This is a genomic window from Sphingomonas cremea, assembly GCF_021502585.1.
In the GTDB taxonomy this organism is placed as follows: Bacteria; Pseudomonadota; Alphaproteobacteria; order Sphingomonadales; family Sphingomonadaceae; genus Sphingomicrobium; species Sphingomicrobium cremea.
In genome coordinates this window covers 188,465-206,203 of record NZ_JAKFGM010000003.1, presented here as the reverse complement: position 1 = coordinate 206,203, position 17,739 = coordinate 188,465, and the positions used below count along the sequence as shown (strand labels likewise).

Here is a 17,739-nt window from a genome sequence, read left to right as displayed (position 1 = left end):
GGCAAGCGAAATAAGACGCATTGCCCCCTCCCATATTTGGCGCAAGACTCTTAGATGGTTGCACGCATTGCCGCGGGGAGAGGGACGAGCATGAGCGACGCACGAGGCTATGACGACCAGTCATTGCCCTGGCTGGAGGCGGTAGAGAATGAGGACGGCCCCCGGGCCATCTCTGCGCGCAAGATGCTGGTTGCACTTTTGCTCGTCCTGCTGGCCGGCGCGATCGTCGCCGGGACGATGTTCTGGATCGGCCGCCGCGATCCCGCGGTAACCGGTGCGCCCCAGCTAATCCGCGCGGAGCCTGGCCCCTACAAGGTCAAGCCAACCGACCCCGGCGGGCTCGATGTCGCGGGCGATAGCGAAACGGCTTATTCGACAAGCGCGGGCGAGGATCCTGATGCGGCATTGGACGTGCGCAAACTCCCGCCGGAAATGGCCCAGCTTCCGCCAGAGACCGCCGAACAGTCGCCGCCAAAGAAAGTCCCACCAGCCGAAACCAAGACGCCAACGCCCGATGCTGCTGTGGCGGCCGTCCCGTCCGGCCCGACGATCCAGCTTGGTGCCTATGGCTCGACGATAAAGGCCGACACGGCGTGGAAACTGCTGTCGGGGCGCTTCCCCGAGGTAGCGGCGCTGCAGAAATCGGTGGTCACGGCGACCGTCGGCGGCAAATCAATTGTCCGGTTGCGCGCGGTCGGGTCGACCGAACAGACCCGTGCTGCCTGCGCCGCACTTAGGGCGGCAGGCGAAAACTGCCTGGTCGTCAACTGATGCAGGCGGCGATCTACGGACTATCCGGTCCGGAATTATTGGCGGAAGAGGTGGGCTTTTTCCGCGATGCGCGTCCCGCGGGCTATATTTTGTTCAAGCGAAATATTGTTGAGCGGGAACAGTTGCGACGCCTGACTAATGCGATCCGCGACCTTGAGGGCCACGACGAGGTACCGATCCTGATTGACCAGGAAGGCGGCCGTGTTTCGCGAATGCGGCCACCCGAATGGCCGGCATTCCCGGCCGGCGAGGCGTTCGACAATTTGTACCAGCTTGCCCCGTCCAGTGCGATCGAGGCCGCGCGGGTGAATGCCCGGGCGCTGGGCTTGATGCTGCATGAGGCCGGGGTCAACGTCGATTGCCTGCCCATGCTCGACGTCCGGCAGCCCGGCGCGACAGACATCGTCGGCGACCGCGCGCTGGGATCGGAGCCGATGCAAGTTGCGGCGCTGGGCCGTGCCATCCTTGATGGGCTGGGCTCCGCGGGCGTCCTGGGCGTGATCAAGCATATCCCGGGTCATGGCCGGGCGCTTGTCGACAGCCACCTTGAGCTCCCGATCGTGACAGCCAGCGAGGATGAGCTGGCGGTCGACCTGGAGCCATTCGAGCGCTTGCGCGACGCGGCGATGGGGATGACCAGCCACATTATCTATACGGCCTGGGACGCGGAGCATCCCGCCTCCCAGTCGCCGTTCGTCATCAATGAGATCATTCGCCAGAGAATCGGGTTCGACGGATTCCTGATGAGCGACGATATCGGCATGGAGGCGCTGTCGGGCAACCACGGCCAGCGCGCCGCTGCCTGTGTCGCGGCCGGCTGCGACGTGGCGCTGCATTGCGATGGCAAGATGGAGAATATGCTGCTGGTCGCCGATGCGGTCGGTGAATTGTCGCCGGAGGGCTCGGCCCGGTTGGCCAGGGCAATGGCGATGCGCTTCACGCCGGACGACGAAATGGACTTCGCCGAGGCGGTGGCCAAGCGCGATGCGCTGCTGGCGCTGGTCTGAAATCCGGCATAGGTTCGCCTGATGGGGGATGAGGAGCTTTTCATTGCGCCGGTGCGTGACGATGAGGCGCTGAATCTCAGCCTGGACGGCTGGGAGGGACCGCTCGACCTGCTCTTGAACCTGGCGCGGGCGCAAAAGGTCGATCTCCATCAGATTTCGATCCTTGCGCTGGTCGAGCAATATCTGACCTACCTCGAACAGGCCAAGGCGCTGCGGCTTGAAATCGCGGCCGACTATCTCGTGATGGCGGCATGGCTGGCCTATCTCAAAAGCTGCTTGCTGCTGCCCAAGGACCCGACCGTCGATCCAAGCCCGGAGGAATTGGCGCTTCGCCTCCAGCTGCGCCTGCAACGGCTTGATGCGATGCGTGACGCGGGTGCCCGATTGATGGGGCGTGACCGGCTTGGTCGCGATGTCTTTTCGCGCGGTGCGCCGGAAGGGCTGAAACTGGTGCGCAAGTCGGCTTGGCAGATCGGCGCTTTCGACCTTTATGCCGCCTATGGCCGGGTAAAGGCTCGCACCCAGCCGGCGATGCATGTCGTCGCCCACCGTTCGGTAATGACCCTGGAAGACGCAATCCAGCGCGTTTCGGCGCTGCTCGGGCAGGCGCTCGATTGGACCACGCTGGAAGCGTTTCTGCCGGTGACTGCCGATCCCCAGTATCGCCGCTCTGCGCTAGCGAGCAGCTTCGTTGCCGCGCTCGAACTGGCGCGGCAGGGACGGCTTGAACTCGATCAGCGTGAGCCTTTCGCTGAATTGCTGGTGCGGAACGCCGCCTGATGGATGACCTGACCCGCGCCGTCGAAGCCGCATTATTCGCGTCGGATGCGCCGCTTAGCATCGATGATATCGCTGCCTACGTCGGCGAAGGAGATGTTGAGCAGGCCTTGGCGGCGCTGGCGGAGCGCTATGTCGGCCACGGCGTTGAGCTGGTCGAGCGAGGTGGGCGCTGGCATTTCCAGACCGCGCCCGACCTAGCCCATATCCTCCGCAGAACGCGCGAGGACGCACGCCGATTGTCGCGCGCTGCTACCGAAACGCTGGCGATCATTGCCTATCATGAACCGGTCAGCCGCGCCGAGATCGAGGCGATCCGGGGCGTCCAGATTTCGAAGGGCACGCTCGACGTGCTGATGGAGGCGGGTTGGGTGAAAACGGCCGGGCGTCGAGAAGCCCCTGGCCGGCCGTTGCTCTATGCGACAACGCCAGACTTCCTGACTCACTTCGGCCTCGCTTCCCGGCGCGATCTCCCCGGTATCGACGATTTGAAGGCCGCCGGCCTGCTTGATCCGCTGGATGAGGCGGTGTTTCAGCTTCAACTGGAAAATGAATCGGATGAGGGCTAACTAGTCCTTAAAGTCCCCTTATCGGAGTTTCCTCATGGGCGGTTTCAGCCTTTGGCATATCCTGATCCTCGCACTGCTTGTCCTGCTGCTGTTCGGCGGCAACCGTTTTTCAGCCATGATGGGCGATGTCGCCAAGGGCCTGAAAAGCTTCAAGCAGGGGCTATCCGACGACGACAAGCCGGCCGAATCGCCGCGCCAGCTTCCGCCGCAGCAATCGCAGCCGCAGCAGCCGATCGACATCACGCCGCGTCCCGCCGAGCCGACCGCGCCGTCGCCGTCGTCCGACGACCAGACGCGCTCCTGATTTCGCGCTAACCGCCGATGTTCGGCGTCGACACCTCCGAACTGCTCGTCGTGGCAGTAGTCGCCCTTTTGTTCATCGGGCCCAAGGAACTGCCGCGCGTAATGATGATGATCGGTCGCTGGATCGGTCAGGTCCGTGGCTATGCACGCCATTTCACCGCCGGCATCGAAAATGTCATCCGCGAAGCCGAGCTCGAGGAGATGGAGAAAAAGTGGCGCGAGGAGAATGTGCGGATCCTCGCCCAATATCCGGCGGACGGCGATTACCCGGAGCCAACGCCGGTGATGACCTCGTTGCCCCCGTCCGACGACCAGCCGAGCCTGCCGCTTGAAGCACCTGCCGCGCCGGACGACGATCCGACGCCGCCGGACGAGCGGCCGCTGCCATGATCAGTGACATCGATGAGACCAAGGCGCCGCTGCTCGACCATCTGGTAGAGCTTCGCCGTCGGCTGCTGTGGTGCGTGGTGACGCTCTTCGCCGGCTTCTTCGTTTGCCTCTACTTCGCCAAGCCGATCTTCGCGGTGCTGGTGCAGCCGCTGCTCGCCGCCGGGCAGGGCAAGCTCATCTACACCGACATTTTCGAAGCCTTTTTTGTCGAGGTAAAGGTCGCCTTTTTCGCGGCGCTGATGATCAGCTTCCCGGTGCTGGCGACACAGATCTGGCGGTTCGTCGCGCCCGGTCTTTATGCCAAGGAAAAAAAGGCCTTCCTGCCATTCCTGTTGATGACGCCCTTCTTTTTCGTGGGCGGCGCCAGCTTTGCCTATTTCGTTGCAATGCCCTGGGCGTTGAAATTCCTGCTGGGATTCGAGGGCAATGTCGGCGGCGTTACGCAGGAGGCGCTGCCGGCCATCGGCAATTACCTGAATTTCGTCACGCGCTTCCTGTTCGGGTTTGGCGTGGCATTCCTGACGCCGGTGTTGCTGATGGTGCTGGAGCGGGCTGGGATCGTGACCCGGCAACAGCTCGCCAAATCACGACGCTATGCGATCGTAGTGGCCGCCGCAGTTTCGGCGGTGCTGACGCCGCCCGATGTCGTATCCATGCTGCTGCTGCTCGTTCCGCTCTATGCGCTCTACGAGTTTGCGATTTTGGCGATCCGCCTGACCCATTGGCGCGCCGCCCGGCGCGCGTCTGCCGCAGACAAAAATGTGGGCCCGAAAGCGCCACCGGGGGGGGGGAGGGTTGGCGATTCCGGGCCCATTTCGTCGGATAGCGAGAGCGGGGGGGCAAAAGGTCACTATCCAGAACCTTAAACGTCCCTTTTTCGGACTCGGTTCCCGCCCGAATGAAATTTATTCAACGGTTCGTCGCATTTTTCTGCAGGTGCCGGTCAGTCCTTTGGGAATACCGGCAAAGTGACCGCGTAGCGGCCCAGTTTGCGATCGAGCGGAGAGCGAAGCTGGCGGGCCAGTCCTTCCACAATTCGCTCGAATTGCTGCTTGGCGACATCGTCCGGCGCGCCATCGGGAATCAACACCGATGATGATATGGCCAGAGTGGCGGTGAGCTCATCCTCGCGCCGCAGCGAAATCTCGATGCTGTCGTTGGGATGCCGAAGCATTGCGAATTCGACGATTTCGGTGACAAGAAAAGAGGATGCGACGGCGACATCCTGGGTTGTCGATGGCGCGTCCAAGTCGAGTTCGATGCGCATTCCGCGAGCCTCTGCCGGAGCGCTGGAGCGAAGGTCAGCAGCCAGCTCGGTCAGCAGGGGACGAAGCGCGATACCGCGATTTTCTTCCAACTCGGCATAGTGATGGCGATGAACCACCGAAAGAGCGTCGACTCGCCGGCCGATCGCAGAATAGGCATCCTTGGCCTCTTGCTTCGATGCGCTTCGGCCGTGAATGCTGAGCAGCGAGGCAACCACCTGAAGATTGTTCTTCACCCGATGATGCACTTCACGGACCAGCCGCCGTTGGCCATCGAGGGCAACGACCGCCTCGCGCTCGGCGCCCTCGATGCGGTCGACAGCACGCTCGAAGGCGTCGCTTAGCTCGCGAATTTCGGATGCGACACCAAGCTTGGCCGGAAGGACGAGGCCTTCGCCATCGGGCTGATACTCGCTGACTGCTCGTTGCAGGCTGGCCAGCGGCACAAGCAGCAATCGCCGAACCAACAGCCAGCTTAGCAGGGTAGCGGCCACCCACATCAGCACCGGCAACAGCATGACGATCTGGTCGAGAAGGGTTGTACTCTCAACCGACGTCTCTGCCCGGACGTGTAGCTGGCCGTCGCCAACCTCGTAGGTTCGTTCATGGGCAAGGCGTCCATCTGCGGCCGGTGTCGGCATTTTGATTACCGACAGTTCATTTGCCCCATCGCTGATCGTCAGCCCGCGAAGTCCACCGGTCGCGTCGAGCGCCGCCTTGCGAAGCTCTTCCGGCGTAAGCACGCCGGTAGCCATCCCGCCGGCCAGCCCGACGCGGTAAGAGACAAGGTTTTGCGGGGACACCCACATGCGGATGTCGCCCGGGGCGACCAGCAAATCGTCGCGTTCCGGCCTGAACTGGCCGACCGTGCAAATCGTCTTGCCGCTGCTGTCGCGTATGCGGAACTGGGTCGCGACTGCGGGCGAGATCGCGAGGGACCGGGTCGCCGCGGCGCAAGGCTGGGCCCGGTCATAGGTCAGCGCACCGTTGGCCGCGATCCGAAGCGCCAGGGCATTGCGCGCAATAAGACTTTCGATCGATTGGAATGCCACCAGCCCTTGCTGGTCAGCGCGTTCGACCAGCGCCCTGTTGGTTTCCCTTACATTTTGCTGCGCGATCCAGGCGAGGACCAAGCCCAGCGGCAGCAGTGCCACTGTCAAAAGCAGAAGCATGACGGCCCCTGTCGGCCAGCGCTCCAACAGGGAGTGCCGGCGCTCCATCAGGCGACCTGGATCCGAACGATGGGATTAGTCCAGCTTGCGCAGCAGGTCCAGAAAGTCCCTGGGAACCTCTTCGCGCAGCATATCGTCATAAACCGTCCGGAGCGCTCGCCCGACGGTTCCCTTGCGGTCCTTGCGGGCCTTGCTGTCACGAGGGTTGGAGCCGGATGGCTCGCGTTTGCCATTGGCTTTTTGAGTCCCACTCAACCTCTCGTCCCCCTCGAGCGCAAGCATATGCGCCATATCCTTCTTCAACTCTAAAACTCGGCGCATAGCCAACGGGGCTCCGAAAAGCCGCCGATGAGCCAAGGGCACTATCGCCCGCCCGCTCGTGCCGTCAATCCATGCGACGAGCAGTGCAGGTTGGGAGAGGAAACCAAATCGCCTATCCTTTGTTCCACCTTTCGCAAACTTGGGGCGAAGGGTGTTGCGTCATTGAGACGGCGCGTTCCGACAGTCGACAGGCTTGCACCATTTCAACGGCCCGCCCAAAACGGGCGCGCAACGATCTTAGAATTTTAGGGGAGCTACCGTTTTATGTCGCTGGGCCAGGAACTCGCACCACATCTTCCCTTCCTTCGCCGCTATGCGCGCGCCCTGACGGGCAGCCAGGTCCATGGCGACGCATTCGTCCGCGCGACGCTGGAGACGATCGTCGCTTCGCCCGACGATTTTCCGCGCGACGTTGATCCACGCCTCGGACTCTACCGCACCTTCCATGCCATCTGGTCGAGCGCCAACATCGAAGAAGGTGAGGAACCGTCGATGGAAATTGGCGGACCCGAGGGCATTGCCCAGGCCCGGCTTTCGCGGATCACGCCGCTTTCTCGCCAGGCGCTGCTGCTTACCAGCCTTGAGGGCTTCTCCAGCGAGGATACAGCTTATCTGATCGACGCCACGCCTGAGGATGTCGAAAGCCTGGTCGCGGAGGCGATGGCCGAAATTGAACGGCAAACCCATGCCGACGTGCTGATTATCGAGGATGAGCCGATCATCGCCATGGATATCGAGTCGATCGTCCGAGACCTCGGCCACAACGTAACCGGGGTTGCCGTGACCCGTGACGAAGCGGTCGCCCAAGCCAGGAAGTCGCCGCCCGGACTCGTGCTGGCAGACATCCAGCTGGCCGACGACAGCAGCGGAATCGATGCGGTCAAGGACATCCTTGCCGAATTCTCGGTGCCGGTGATCTTCATCACCGCATTTCCGGAACGGCTGCTGACCGGGGCGAGGCCCGAGCCGACCTTCCTGATCACCAAGCCGTTCCAAAGGTCGACAGTGAAGGCGGCGATCAGCCAGGCGCTGTTTTTCGACGCCGCGACCGTTCCGGCTGCCTAGATTTTCCGGCAGGGCTACCCTTCAGGGAACAGGTCGCAGCCCGCGTCGTTATGGGCCTGAAACCGAATTTCCTGACAGGGGTAATGAATGACGGACGGATCGCCCGAACATTTGACGGCCACCCAAGCACGGGCTGGGGCCACTCCTCATGTCACGCGCGTCGTGCTTGGGGTCGGCCTGCTGCTCGTAATCGGGATCTTCGCCCTTATATTGTTCATTGCGCGCTAAGCCCTACATCAATGTGTAGCAGCGAAGGCTATCATGGTTCGGCGGCGGGCGACTCTGCCGATGGCCAAACGGGGCGGGATTCATTGACTGATCGACCGGACAGCGAAGAAGCAGATGTCGAGCGCGCCGAGCTGGTGCCGCTGCCGGACGACGAGTTCAAGGTCCAGCTGGCGCAAGTCATCCCGCATTTGCGCGCCTTTGGCCGTTCGTTGTCGGGTAGCCGTGATCTTGCCGATGACCTGGTGCAGGAGACGCTGCTCAAGGCATGGGCGGCTCGCAAGCGCTTTCAGGCCGGGACGAACATGCGGGCCTGGACTTTCATCATCCTGCGCAATCTTTTCCTCAGCCAGATGCGCCGCGCTCGCTTCAAGGGCGAGTGGGACGATGTCGTCGCGGCGAAGATCCTTTCCGCACCGGCCAGCCAGGACCGCCACGTCGAACTGGGCGACATGCAGCGTGCCTTGCTGCACTTGCCCCAGCCGCAGCGCGAGGCGCTGATCCTGGTCGGCGCAGGGGGCTTTGCCTATGAGGAAGCTGCGGAAATTTGCGGATGTGCGGTCGGCACAATCAAGAGCCGGGTGGCGCGCGGCCGGGTGGCGCTCGAGGCGCTGCTGACTGGCGGCAAGCTGCCATCGCGCCGTCAGCATAAGACCGACCCGGATCAGTCAGCACTTCAGGAAATCATGGCCGAGGTGGACGAACTCAGCCGCGACCGCGGCTGAAGGTTCAGCCGAGACGGTGGAGCAGTTCCTCGAACTTGCGCGCGGTCTCGTCCTCCGGCATCGCGAAAGCGCGGCGCAGGGCTGCGGCCAGGCCGGCTTGGCTGGGAGGAAGTTCGGTCCAACTGGTAGTGCGAGTCATCGAACCGTTCGTCCTCAAAGAAAAGGGACGTTCAATATTCATCGATGTATAAATGCTTGAACAGGCAAGCGGTTTCGTAATTCGTCGAAATCGGCCAAAGACTGTCTCATGTCAGTGACAGTTATTTCGGATGACCGAGCCGCTGCGCTGGCCCGCGCCGAGGCGCATGCACCCTTCTTGAAAAGCGCTGCTGCTGCCTTTCCCGATATTGCGAAAACATTCGTCGAGCAGGGCGGCGAGGCGGCGGTCGCACAGGCGCTCGCACTCGAGGGCGGGTCGGTCGGCGAGCGGTTGCGCCGTCGCCGTCATGCCCTTGCGCTTGCGGTTGCGCTGGCCGACCTCAGCGGCGAACGGCCGCTGGAATGGGTTACGGCGACCCTGTCCGATTTCGCCGATGCCGCGATGGACGAAGCGATAAGGACGGCGATGCTCGAACGGGTGCCCGACGAGGAGCCGCGCGGGCTGGCAATCCTCGCGCTCGGCAAGCTTGGCAGCGGCGAACTGAATTATTCTTCGGACGTCGACCTCGTCCTGCTGTTCGATCCGGAGACTCTACCAAGGCGGCCGCGCGATGAACCTGGAGAGGCGGCGGTCCGCTATGGCCGGCGGTTCATCGAACTGATGCAGCAGCGAACCCATGACGGCTATGTCGCCCGGGTCGACATGCGGCTCCGGCCTTCGCCGGAGGTAACACCCATCGTCCTGCCGGCGGACGCCGCCATCAGCTATTATGAAAGTTCGGCACTCCCCTGGGAACGTGCAGCATTCATCCGCGCCAGGGCGGCGGCGGGTGATGTCGCATTGGGTCAATCATTCCTGGCCGAAATCAGCCCATTCATCTGGCGGCGTGCGCTCGATTTCGGCGCAATCCAGGAAATCCGCGACATCTCGCTGCGGATTCGCGACCATTATGCCCAGGGCCAGGCGTTCGGCCCCGGCTATGATCTGAAGCGCGGCCGGGGTGGAATCCGCGAAGCTGAATTTTTCACCCAAGTCCAGCAGTTGATCCACGGCGGGCGAGAGCCGGCGTTGCGTGCGCCTGCGACGCTCGATGCGCTCGATGAGCTGGCCTCGGCGGGGCGGCTCGAGCCCGGCGTGGCCAAGGCGATTGGTGACGCATATCGTGCCCTCCGGACAGCAGAACATCGCATCCAGATGATCGACGATCGTCAGGAGCATCGACTGCCGAGCGACGCGCAGGCGCTCGATGAGGTGGCGCGCCTCGATGGCTATCGCAACGGGGCCGAGCTGATCGAAGCGCTTGCTCCTCACGTCGAAGCGGTTGGGACGCAATTCGACGGGCTGGTGTCGGAGCGCGAGGAGCGACTGTCGAACGACCCAGACATCCTCCGCGCGGAGCTTGGCGCAATGGGCTTTATCGATGTCGAGGAGGCATGCCGCCGGGTCGGCGACTGGCGATCAGGGCGCGCCCGGTCGTTGCGATCTCCGCCTGCACGCGCCGCGTTCGAGGAAATGCTGCCGACCTTAATGCGCGCGGTGGCGGCTGGGCCGGAGCCGATCCGGGCGCTCAATCGGTTCAGCGATATCGTCGATAAATTGTCGAGCGGCGTGAACCTCTACCGGCTCCTCGCCGCGCGGCCTCCGTTGGCCGATTTGGTGGCGCTGATCCTGGCACATGCGCCGCCGCTGGCGGAGCAATTGGGACGGCGGCCAACCTTGCTCGACGGGCTGATCGACGAGTCCAGCTTCGCCCCTCCGCCGGACGCCGTGGCGCTGGCCGAGCGATTCCTGAAGGTCGTACGCGATGAACCGTTCGATCTCGCCCTCGATCATATCCGGCGGATGGTCGGCGAGCGACGTTTCGCGCTTGGGGTGCAATTGCTCGCCGCGCACCGCGACCCGATCGTCATTGCGGAGGGCTACAGCGACCTCGCCGAAGCTGCGATTGTCGCACTTGCCGAGGGAGTGGAGAGCGAATTCGCCCGAACTCACGGGAAGGTAGCTGGCGGAGAACTGGTCGTGCTTGGGCTCGGTCGGCTGGGCGGACGGGCGCTGACCCATGCCAGCGACCTCGACCTCATTTATTTGTTCGACGCGCCGCCGGGAGTACAATCGGACGGTGCAAAGTCGCTGCCTGCGACCGATTACTTCAATCGCTTGGCAAGCCGGATCAACGCGGCGCTGGCCACCCCGACCGCTGCTGGCCCGCTTTACGATGTCGACACGCGCCTGAGGCCGCAGGGCGCTCAGGGCATGCTTGCAGTAAGCCTGGAGGCGTTTGAGGCCTATCAGCGGACCGAGGCCTGGACGTGGGAGCATATGGCACTGTGCCGAGCGCGGCCGCTGACGGGGTCGGACTCGGCGCGCACCAAGGTCCGCGACCTCGTCCGCGCGATCCTGCAAACGGCAACCGATCCGGCCAAAATCCTTGCCGATGCCGCTTCGATGCGTGATGAGATGGCACGGCACAAACCGCCCGCCGGGCCGCTCGACATCAAGCTCGGTCCGGGCGGGTTGGTCGATCTGGAGTTCGCGGTTCACACGCTCCAGCTGACCCATCGCATCGGTCTCGACCCCCGGCTCGAAGTGGCGCTGGAGGCGCTCGTCGACGCGGGGCTGATCGATGACGGGGCCGACCCGGATTTGCGATTACTGAGCCGGATGCTGGTTGTGCTGAGGCTGGTCGGCAGCAAGGGCATGGAACCGGCCGAGCAGTCGCAGGCGCTGGTCGCTTCGCTATGTGGCCATGAGGATTGGTCGTCACTGCTTGCCGCCGTCGATGCGGCGCGGCAGAGGATCGCGTCCCGCTGGGCAAAGGTAAAAGGAGCGAATGATGTTGGGTGATGGCAACAAGGTTCCGGCGCTGGTCGTACCGCTGAGTGATGGGACGACCGTGAATCTCGGCGCACCCGGTCGTCCGCTGGTGCTCTATTTCTATCCCAAGGACGATACCTCGGGTTGCACGAAGGAGGCGCAGGATTTCACCGAACTGGCCGATGATTTTACCAAGGCCGGCGTAAAGGTCGTCGGCCTGTCGCGCGATCCGATGAAGAAGCACGACAAATTCATCGCCAAATACGACCTCAAGGTCCCGCTCGCCTCTGACGAAGACGGGCGAGTGTCCGACACCTTCGGCACTTGGGTCGAGAAGTCGATGTACGGCCGCAAGTATATGGGAATGGAGCGGGCGACCTATCTGATCGCCGCCGACGGCCGGATCGTGAAGTCGTGGCGTAAGGTCAAAGTACCAGGACACGCGGCCGAAGTGCTGAAAGCGGCCATCGCCGGCTGAGCAGCTTGCCGGGGTTTCTCCCGATAGACTCCTGCCCAGCCATGCTGTTGCAAAGTCGATTGACGGCAGGAGCATAAAAAATGCGCAGCAAATTCTTACTGATTGTGGGCCTGGCGAGCGGGCTCATCATGTCGGCGGAAATCCAGGCCAAGCCGAAAATTTCGACCGACGCCGTGCCCGGCGTCAACTTCAGCGCCTACCACAGCTATTCCTGGGTCAACGCCGAGGCGCCCGTCGGCATGAACCCCGTAATGTATCAGCGAATTTTGGCCGATATCGAATCCGCGCTGTCGCAAAAGGGCTATCAGAAGGCTGACGCAGGCGACCTTAGCCTGGCGGTGACGATAGGCGCGCAGCAAAAGACCGATATCGAAAGCTGGGGCCGGTTCGGGCTTCAGACCAGCGTCTATCAATATACGCAGGGCCAATTGTCGCTCGACGTGTTCGATTCCAAGACCAAGCAGGCGCTTTGGCACGGCCAGGCCAGCGATACCGTCGATCCGGACAAGCCGAACCCGGCCAAGGTCGACGCCGCGATCGCGAAGCTTATGCAGAGCTTCCCGGCTACTGCGGCAGTAGCGCCCGCTCCGGCTCCTTAACAGCGCGCAGCCCTTGCCGGATCGGCTCGACATCTCCCGCCCTCCATCCCTTGTCGAACCGCAATTGCAGCGGGCCATCGCAATGCGCCTAGTCCGGCGCCGCTGTGTTGCAGCGAAAAAACAGGAGCCATCGTCATGACAAGCGTTATGCGAACTGCCCTTGCTGCGATCGCCTTACCGCTTGTTTTGGTGGCGTGTACCACGCCCCAGCGGATAGCAGCTGTGCCCTCGACACAGACATCGGCCGCGCAACCGATGGTGGACAATATCCGCTATGTGGAAAGCCGGAACGCCGACGAATTCACACGCGAATATCTGGCTTCAATGTTCAAGGAGCGCAGTTACCTTGTGCGCCTGGGCCACACCGGGCCGATGCCGCCGGCGGCCTTCCTTGCAATCTCCGGTGGCGGCGAAAACGGCGCGTTTGGGGCGGGCTTGCTCGCCGGCTGGGCAGGGCGGCCGGAATTCAAGACGGTTACCGGGGTAAGCACCGGTGCGCTTACCGCGCCCTTCGCCTTCCTTGGGCCCAAATATGATGGGGTTTTGCGGGAAGTCTATACCAACACGACCGACGCCGGGATCTACAAAAAGCGGAGCATGATCAGCGGGATACTGGGCGACGCAATGGCCACGACGCAGCCCCTCCAAAAGCTGGTCGAGCGCTTGATTACCCCCGCCTTCCTGGCCGAGATCGCGGCCGAATATGAGAAGGGCCGGCTACTGCTGGTTGGAACGACCGATCTCGACGCCCGCGATGCGGTGGTCTGGAACATGACCGCTCTCGCCGCCAGCAACGATCCCGATGCGCTGACCCTGTTCCGCCAGGTCCTGGTAGCATCGGCAGCCATACCGGGCGCTTTCCCGCCGATGATGATCGACGTCACCGTCGAGGGAAAACATTATCAGGAGATGCATGTCGATGGCGGCGCCACGGCGCAGGTCTTCATCTATCCTCCGAATTTCCACCTGCACGACGTCGCCAAGGCCGAGGGCTTCGACCGCCCGGAGGCCCTCTATATCATTCGCAATGCACAGCTGGATGCCGACTGGGGCGACGTCGATCGCAAGACGATGAGCATTGCGACCAATGCCATTACATCGATCATTCACGCGCAGGGGAACGGCGACCTCCAGCGGATGTATTTGACCGCGCAGCGCGACATGCTGGATTATAATCTGGCGCTCATTCCTGCCGACTTCAAAGCCGTGAGCAAGTCGGAATTCGACCCGGTTTACATGAGGCTATTATATGACCGCGGGCTGCAAATGGCCCGCAACGGCTTTCCGTGGCTGAAATATCCGCCTGGGTATGGGCCTGCCAAATAATCCATGGCCACTTTCTTCTACAGCATGCCGATCTGGCTATCGACGCTCCTGGTCCTTGGCCTGTCGGTGGCGATAGGGATTGGAAGCAGCGTCGGCCTACAGCTGCTCTTCCGCCTTAAACCCACGGACGAAGAGAAGGAAGTTGCGATCAACCTGATGCAGGTGGTCGCCGCATATATAGGCATCATGCTTGCCTTCGCCGGGGTCGTCGTCTGGCAGGACTTCGCCGATGCGCAGGTTGCGGTCCACCAAGAAGCCTCGACGACGGCGGAGCTATATCGCGACCTGTCTACCTATGGTCCCGAAACGCTCGCGGCGCGGCAGGATCTGAGAAGTTACGTCGAAAGCGTCATCAAGGACGAATGGCCACTGCTTCGAGAAGGCAAGAGCAGTGCCGCCACCGAATACGCGTTAGGCGAGGTTTTCGAGGAGTTTGGGAGGATCGGTCCCCATGACAACCGAAGCAGCGCCATTTACCAGGAATCATTTTCCAAGCTCAACGACCTCGTCGTTTTCCGGCGAAACAGAATCATCGCCAGCCAAACCAGCATACCGTTGATTTTCTGGCTGGTCGGCCTGGTAGGATCGACGCTGACGATTGCCTATGCGTCGGCATTTTCGCGTACCCGATATAATTTGATGATGATTTCGGGCACCGCGATTACGCTCGGCCTAGTCTTCCTGTTCATATTGACCGTCAACAAGCCGTTCAAAGGCAATTTGAGCGAACCCAGCAGCGACTTTTTAGAGCTGACCTCGAACTTCGACCAGCTCGACCGACAGATTTTGCGGGACGAGGGCAACTGATGCATCCGGCCTGCCGGCCGAACGTCCGTCTTCCGATCATAGCTGGCATTGATTGGCCACTCGGCGTTTGAAACGTTGCGCGCCGCGTGATAGCGGCGCTGCAACGCAAAATCAGCGAGGACGCTCGTGGCCGAATTCACCCTGCCCCGGAACAGTAAGATCAACAAGAAGGGCCGCACCTACAAGGCCGAAGAGGGCAAGCGGCTGAAGACGTTCAAAGTTTATCGCTACGATCCCGATACCGGCGCCAATCCGCGCTACGATCGTTACACCATCGATCTCGACAAATGCGGGCCGATGGTCCTCGACGCGATCATCAAGATCAAGAATGAGATCGACCCGACCCTGACCTTCCGCCGATCATGCCGCGAAGGCATTTGCGGGTCGTGCGCGATGAACATGGGCGGGAAGAACGGCCTCGCCTGCACGACCGCGATCGAGGATATCGGCGGCGAGGTTCAGATTACGCCGTTGCCGCACATGGAAGTGGTCAAGGACCTGGTCCCAGACATGACCCACTTCTACGCCCAATATGCCTCGATCCAGCCGTGGCTGAAAAGCGCCTCGCCCGAGCCGTCCGGCAAGGAGCGGCTGCAGTCGCCTGAGGATCGCGCCAAACTTGATGGCCTCTACGAGTGCATCCTTTGCGCCTGCTGCTCGACCAGCTGCCCCAGCTACTGGTGGAACAGCGACAAGTTCCTCGGCCCCGCCATTTTGCTGGCGGCCTATCGCTGGCTGGCCGACAGCCGCGACGAGGCGGCGGGCGAGCGGCTGGACCAGCTCGAAGACCCGTTCCGCCTCTATCGCTGCCATACGATCATGAACTGCGCCAATGTCTGCCCCAAGGGCCTGAACCCCGCCAAGGCGATTGCCGAGACCAAGAAGCTGGTCGCGGAGCGCGCGGCTTGACGCTTCCGTCTGGGGCCGAGGAAGACCCCGAAAATCCCGGTTGGTACAGCTGGGGCGATTTTCCACGTGGGAGCTTCGCGGCGCAGACCGGGCGGCTATTGTTCAAGCCCGATGGCGAGGGTCAGGCGCGCTGTCGCATGTTCCCCAATGAATCGCATCTCAACATGGGCGGGTCGATCCACGGCGGGGCCGTAATGAGCTTCATCGATATGGCGCTATTCGCCGGCGGGCGTTGCGCCGGCATGGCGGAGGGTCATTATGTGACGCTCGACTGCGCCACCCATTTCATCGCCCGGGGGCGGATCGATGTTCCGCTGGACGCCGTCGTGCGCCTGGTTGGCCAGACCAAGGGCGGCCACATTTTTCTCTCCGGCCATTGCGAGCAGGATGGGCAGCCGACCCATAGCTTCACCGGTACGCTGAAGCGGGTGACGCGGCCCAACGGCCCGGCCAAGGACTGATGGGTCCAGTAGGCAGGGCCTATGCCGCGCTGGTCGCGGCCGGCGAGCTGAAGCCAGACGCGGACCAGGCAAAGGCCGTCCAGGCACTCGATCGGTTGGCTTCGACCCTCGCCAATCGGGGGGGATTACTGAAGCGGCTTTTCGGGAAGGCCGATGGACATTGCGGCGTTTACCTATGGGGCGGCGTCGGGCGCGGCAAATCGATGCTGATGGACCTGGCGTTCGACAATATTGCGATCGAGCCGAAGCGCCGGACCCATTTTCATGCCTTCATGCTGGAGGTGCATCAGCGCCTGCGCGAAGCCAGGAGAAGCGAGGAGGGCGATCCTGTCGTTCGCGTCGCCGACAACATCGCCGACGAAGTCAAATTCTTGGCCTTCGATGAGATGATGGTGACCAACAGCGCCGATGCGATGATCATGTCGCGTCTATTCACTGCCCTTATCGACAGAGGTGTGGCGATCGTTACCACCTCCAACCGGCCGCCGCACGATCTGTACAAGGACGGGCTCAATAGAGAGCTGTTCTTGCCCTTCATCGACCTGATCCAGCGGCGGATGGACGTGCTGCCTTTGAACGGGCCCACCGACTACCGGCTCGATCGCATGCAGGGGCTGGAAACATGGCTCGTGCCCAATGGGCCGGAGGCGACGGCCAAGCTCAGCAACGCATTCTTCCGGATGACCGACTATCCGCCCGAGGACCGCGCCAATGTTCCGACCGAGGAACTTGACGTCGGCGGCGGACGGACGCTGCACGTGCCCAAGTCGCTTAAGGGCGTGGCGGTTTTTTCATTCAAGCGGCTGTGCGGCGAACCGCGCGGGGCAGCCGACTATCTTGCCATCGCCCGCCGGTTCCACACGGTGATCATCGTCGGTATTCCCGTGCTGACGCGCGAAATGCGCAACGAGGCGGCCCGGTTCGTGACGCTGATCGATGCGCTCTACGAGCATCGGGTAAAGCTGCTCGCCGCGGCGGATGCCGAGCCGTCAGGGCTGTATCCTGAAGGTGACGGCCGATTCGAGTTCGACAGGACGGCGAGCAGGCTCGAGGAAATGCAGAGCGCAGACTATCTGGCCGAAGGGCACGGCACTCACGTCGACGATTAGAAGTGAATCGCGACGTCGACCCCGCCGCCATGAGCGTCGCCCCAGGGAAGCCACCGGACCTTTTCATTCTTGCGGCTGGTGAGCAGCCATCCGGCCGCTTCGCCGATTACCGCGCCGACGACCACGTCATGGACGAAATGCTTGTCGGCCTTGACCCGCGCTACGCCGACGAAAGTGGCAACGACATAGGCTGGCACGCCCACCTCCCATCCCTGCCTTTTGTGCAAGGTCGCGGCGGCCGCAAAGCTCACCGAGGTGTGACCGGAGGGGAAGCTTTTGTTGTTGCTTCCGTCGGGTCGCTCCTCGGAGATGCCTTCCTTGAGCGCCGTGGTGACCAGGGCCGTGGCGCCAAGCGAGAAGGCGGCTTGCTTCGCGCCGCTCCAGTCGCCTTCGACTGCGGGCAAGCCCAACGCGACCACGACCAAACCATCGCGGCCGATATCGCTGGCCGTTGCCCAGCCCTTGTCGCCGGCATGGGCTGGCGAGGGCAGGGCCAGCATGGCGCAGGCGGACAGGACAATGAGTCGTCGCATTATCCAAACCCTA

The 17,739-nt window shown here is 62.5% G+C and carries 22 protein-coding genes; 18 read left to right on the top strand and 4 right to left on the bottom strand.

Annotated features, from left to right (window positions below; translation table 11 throughout):
• Positions 1-90 precede the first annotated feature (90 nt).
• The 7 genes from LVY65_RS11260 to tatC are packed head-to-tail and all read left to right on the top strand — an operon-like array spanning position 91 to position 4,683.
• Positions 91-771: an SPOR domain-containing protein gene (locus LVY65_RS11260; RefSeq protein ID WP_235068340.1), complete on the top strand. Its 681-nt coding sequence runs from the start codon at positions 91-93 to the stop codon at positions 769-771.
• Positions 771-1,778, top strand: a complete 1,008-nt coding sequence (nagZ, locus tag LVY65_RS11255) for a beta-N-acetylhexosaminidase (RefSeq protein ID WP_235068339.1) — start codon at positions 771-773, stop codon at positions 1,776-1,778. Before LVY65_RS11260 ends, nagZ begins: the two co-directional genes overlap by 1 nt.
• A gap of 21 nt (positions 1,779-1,799) precedes the next feature.
• Positions 1,800-2,558 carry a segregation and condensation protein A gene (locus tag LVY65_RS11250; protein ID WP_235068338.1) on the top strand — a complete coding sequence of 253 codons (759 nt, stop codon included), beginning with the start codon at positions 1,800-1,802 and terminating at the stop codon, positions 2,556-2,558.
• Entirely contained in the window at positions 2,558-3,124 is a 567-nt protein-coding gene (gene scpB, locus LVY65_RS11245; RefSeq protein ID WP_235068337.1) for an SMC-Scp complex subunit ScpB, read from the top strand. Before LVY65_RS11250 ends, scpB begins: the two co-directional genes overlap by 1 nt.
• A 34-nt stretch (positions 3,125-3,158) precedes the next feature.
• On the top strand, positions 3,159-3,428 hold the full coding sequence (locus LVY65_RS11240; RefSeq protein WP_235068336.1) for a twin-arginine translocase TatA/TatE family subunit: 270 nt from the start codon (positions 3,159-3,161) through the stop codon (positions 3,426-3,428).
• Positions 3,429-3,445: 17 nt separating this feature from the next.
• Positions 3,446-3,817, top strand: a complete 372-nt coding sequence (tatB, locus tag LVY65_RS11235) for a Sec-independent protein translocase protein TatB (protein WP_235068334.1) — start codon at positions 3,446-3,448, stop codon at positions 3,815-3,817.
• Entirely contained in the window at positions 3,814-4,683 is an 870-nt protein-coding gene (tatC, locus tag LVY65_RS11230) for a twin-arginine translocase subunit TatC (protein ID WP_235068333.1), read from the top strand. The genes tatB and tatC overlap by 4 nt, the downstream gene beginning before the upstream one ends.
• A gap of 77 nt (positions 4,684-4,760) precedes the next feature.
• Here the strand turns inward: tatC and LVY65_RS11225 are convergent, their stop codons facing one another.
• Both LVY65_RS11225 and LVY65_RS11220 read right to left on the bottom strand, forming a co-directional pair.
• Positions 4,761-6,254: a sensor histidine kinase gene (locus LVY65_RS11225; RefSeq protein ID WP_235068332.1), complete on the bottom strand. Its 1,494-nt coding sequence runs from the start codon at positions 6,252-6,254 to the stop codon at positions 4,761-4,763.
• 75 nt (positions 6,255-6,329) lie between these two features.
• Entirely contained in the window at positions 6,330-6,575 is a 246-nt protein-coding gene (locus LVY65_RS11220; protein ID WP_235068331.1) for a NepR family anti-sigma factor, read from the bottom strand.
• 264 nt (positions 6,576-6,839) lie between these two features.
• Here LVY65_RS11220 and LVY65_RS11215 point away from each other — a divergent pair, with 264 nt between their 5' ends.
• The 3 genes from LVY65_RS11215 (at position 6,840) to LVY65_RS11205 (ending at position 8,590) form a co-directional block, all read left to right on the top strand.
• On the top strand, positions 6,840-7,640 hold the full coding sequence (locus tag LVY65_RS11215; RefSeq protein WP_235068330.1) for a response regulator: 801 nt from the start codon (positions 6,840-6,842) through the stop codon (positions 7,638-7,640).
• Positions 7,641-7,727: 87 nt separating this feature from the next.
• The gene (locus tag LVY65_RS11210) at positions 7,728-7,868 is read left to right on the top strand and encodes a hypothetical protein (RefSeq protein WP_235068329.1); all 141 of its coding nucleotides are present in this window, start codon (positions 7,728-7,730) and stop codon (positions 7,866-7,868) included.
• Positions 7,869-7,951: 83 nt separating this feature from the next.
• Complete coding sequence (locus tag LVY65_RS11205; protein ID WP_408021990.1) at positions 7,952-8,590, top strand: sigma-70 family RNA polymerase sigma factor; 639 nt, start codon at positions 7,952-7,954, stop codon at positions 8,588-8,590.
• 4 nt (positions 8,591-8,594) lie between these two features.
• Here LVY65_RS11205 and LVY65_RS13250 read toward each other — a convergent pair whose 3' ends face one another.
• Positions 8,595-8,729 carry a hypothetical protein gene (locus LVY65_RS13250; protein ID WP_268828743.1) on the bottom strand — a complete coding sequence of 45 codons (135 nt, stop codon included), beginning with the start codon at positions 8,727-8,729 and terminating at the stop codon, positions 8,595-8,597.
• 108 nt (positions 8,730-8,837) lie between these two features.
• Here LVY65_RS13250 and LVY65_RS11200 point away from each other — a divergent pair, with 108 nt between their 5' ends.
• From LVY65_RS11200 to zapE, 8 genes are all read left to right on the top strand, one after another.
• Positions 8,838-11,534 carry a bifunctional [glutamine synthetase] adenylyltransferase/[glutamine synthetase]-adenylyl-L-tyrosine phosphorylase gene (locus LVY65_RS11200; RefSeq protein ID WP_235068328.1) on the top strand — a complete coding sequence of 899 codons (2,697 nt, stop codon included), beginning with the start codon at positions 8,838-8,840 and terminating at the stop codon, positions 11,532-11,534.
• On the top strand, positions 11,524-11,982 hold the full coding sequence (locus tag LVY65_RS11195) for a peroxiredoxin (protein ID WP_235068668.1): 459 nt from the start codon (positions 11,524-11,526) through the stop codon (positions 11,980-11,982). Before LVY65_RS11200 ends, LVY65_RS11195 begins: the two co-directional genes overlap by 11 nt.
• Before the next feature lie 80 nt (positions 11,983-12,062).
• Positions 12,063-12,581, top strand: coding sequence for a DUF4136 domain-containing protein (locus LVY65_RS11190; RefSeq protein WP_235068326.1), 519 nt, complete (start codon positions 12,063-12,065; stop codon positions 12,579-12,581).
• A gap of 135 nt (positions 12,582-12,716) precedes the next feature.
• The gene (locus LVY65_RS11185; protein WP_235068325.1) at positions 12,717-13,907 is read left to right on the top strand and encodes a patatin-like phospholipase family protein; all 1,191 of its coding nucleotides are present in this window, start codon (positions 12,717-12,719) and stop codon (positions 13,905-13,907) included.
• Positions 13,908-13,931: 24 nt separating this feature from the next.
• Positions 13,932-14,714: a bestrophin-like domain gene (locus tag LVY65_RS11180; protein WP_235068324.1), complete on the top strand. Its 783-nt coding sequence runs from the start codon at positions 13,932-13,934 to the stop codon at positions 14,712-14,714.
• A 126-nt stretch (positions 14,715-14,840) separates the two neighbouring features.
• Entirely contained in the window at positions 14,841-15,623 is a 783-nt protein-coding gene (locus LVY65_RS11175; protein ID WP_328282516.1) for a succinate dehydrogenase iron-sulfur subunit, read from the top strand.
• A complete protein-coding gene (locus LVY65_RS11170) occupies positions 15,620-16,084 on the top strand; it encodes a PaaI family thioesterase (protein ID WP_235068323.1) in 465 nt (154 codons plus the stop codon). Before LVY65_RS11175 ends, LVY65_RS11170 begins: the two co-directional genes overlap by 4 nt.
• Positions 16,084-17,193: a cell division protein ZapE gene (zapE, locus tag LVY65_RS11165; RefSeq protein ID WP_235068322.1), complete on the top strand. Its 1,110-nt coding sequence runs from the start codon at positions 16,084-16,086 to the stop codon at positions 17,191-17,193. Before LVY65_RS11170 ends, zapE begins: the two co-directional genes overlap by 1 nt.
• On the opposite strand, the gene LVY65_RS11160 is transcribed toward zapE, so the two are convergent.
• Positions 17,190-17,726, bottom strand: coding sequence for a phosphatase PAP2 family protein (locus tag LVY65_RS11160; protein WP_235068321.1), 537 nt, complete (start codon positions 17,724-17,726; stop codon positions 17,190-17,192). The genes zapE and LVY65_RS11160 overlap by 4 nt on opposite strands.
• Positions 17,727-17,739: the final 13 nt, after the last annotated feature.

Excerpts from the sequence above, each read along its gene's own strand:
- scpB (WP_235068337.1), top strand. The coding sequence starts at position 2,558 with ATGGATGACCTGACCCGCGCCGTCGAAGCCGCATTATTCGCGTCGGAT.
- LVY65_RS11215 (WP_235068330.1), top strand. The coding sequence starts at position 6,840 with ATGTCGCTGGGCCAGGAACTCGCACCACATCTTCCCTTCCTTCGCCGC.
- LVY65_RS11210 (WP_235068329.1), top strand. The coding sequence starts at position 7,728 with ATGACGGACGGATCGCCCGAACATTTGACGGCCACCCAAGCACGGGCT.
- LVY65_RS11200 (WP_235068328.1), top strand. The coding sequence starts at position 8,838 with ATGTCAGTGACAGTTATTTCGGATGACCGAGCCGCTGCGCTGGCCCGC.
- tatC (WP_235068333.1), top strand. The coding sequence starts at position 3,814 with ATGATCAGTGACATCGATGAGACCAAGGCGCCGCTGCTCGACCATCTG.
- LVY65_RS11225 (WP_235068332.1), bottom strand. The coding sequence starts at position 6,254 with ATGCTTCTGCTTTTGACAGTGGCACTGCTGCCGCTGGGCTTGGTCCTC.
- LVY65_RS11180 (WP_235068324.1), top strand. The coding sequence starts at position 13,932 with ATGCCGATCTGGCTATCGACGCTCCTGGTCCTTGGCCTGTCGGTGGCG.
- nagZ (WP_235068339.1), top strand. The coding sequence starts at position 771 with ATGCAGGCGGCGATCTACGGACTATCCGGTCCGGAATTATTGGCGGAA.
- LVY65_RS11240 (WP_235068336.1), top strand. The coding sequence starts at position 3,159 with ATGGGCGGTTTCAGCCTTTGGCATATCCTGATCCTCGCACTGCTTGTC.
- LVY65_RS11220 (WP_235068331.1), bottom strand. The coding sequence starts at position 6,575 with ATGCGCCGAGTTTTAGAGTTGAAGAAGGATATGGCGCATATGCTTGCG.
- LVY65_RS11260 (WP_235068340.1), top strand. The coding sequence starts at position 91 with ATGAGCGACGCACGAGGCTATGACGACCAGTCATTGCCCTGGCTGGAG.
- LVY65_RS11160 (WP_235068321.1), bottom strand. The coding sequence starts at position 17,726 with ATGCGACGACTCATTGTCCTGTCCGCCTGCGCCATGCTGGCCCTGCCC.
- tatB (WP_235068334.1), top strand. The coding sequence starts at position 3,446 with ATGTTCGGCGTCGACACCTCCGAACTGCTCGTCGTGGCAGTAGTCGCC.
- LVY65_RS13250 (WP_268828743.1), bottom strand. The coding sequence starts at position 8,729 with ATGACTCGCACTACCAGTTGGACCGAACTTCCTCCCAGCCAAGCCGGC.
- LVY65_RS11185 (WP_235068325.1), top strand. The coding sequence starts at position 12,717 with ATGACAAGCGTTATGCGAACTGCCCTTGCTGCGATCGCCTTACCGCTT.
- LVY65_RS11195 (WP_235068668.1), top strand. The coding sequence starts at position 11,524 with ATGTTGGGTGATGGCAACAAGGTTCCGGCGCTGGTCGTACCGCTGAGT.
- zapE (WP_235068322.1), top strand. The coding sequence starts at position 16,084 with ATGGGTCCAGTAGGCAGGGCCTATGCCGCGCTGGTCGCGGCCGGCGAG.
- LVY65_RS11250 (WP_235068338.1), top strand. The coding sequence starts at position 1,800 with ATGGGGGATGAGGAGCTTTTCATTGCGCCGGTGCGTGACGATGAGGCG.
- LVY65_RS11190 (WP_235068326.1), top strand. The coding sequence starts at position 12,063 with ATGCGCAGCAAATTCTTACTGATTGTGGGCCTGGCGAGCGGGCTCATC.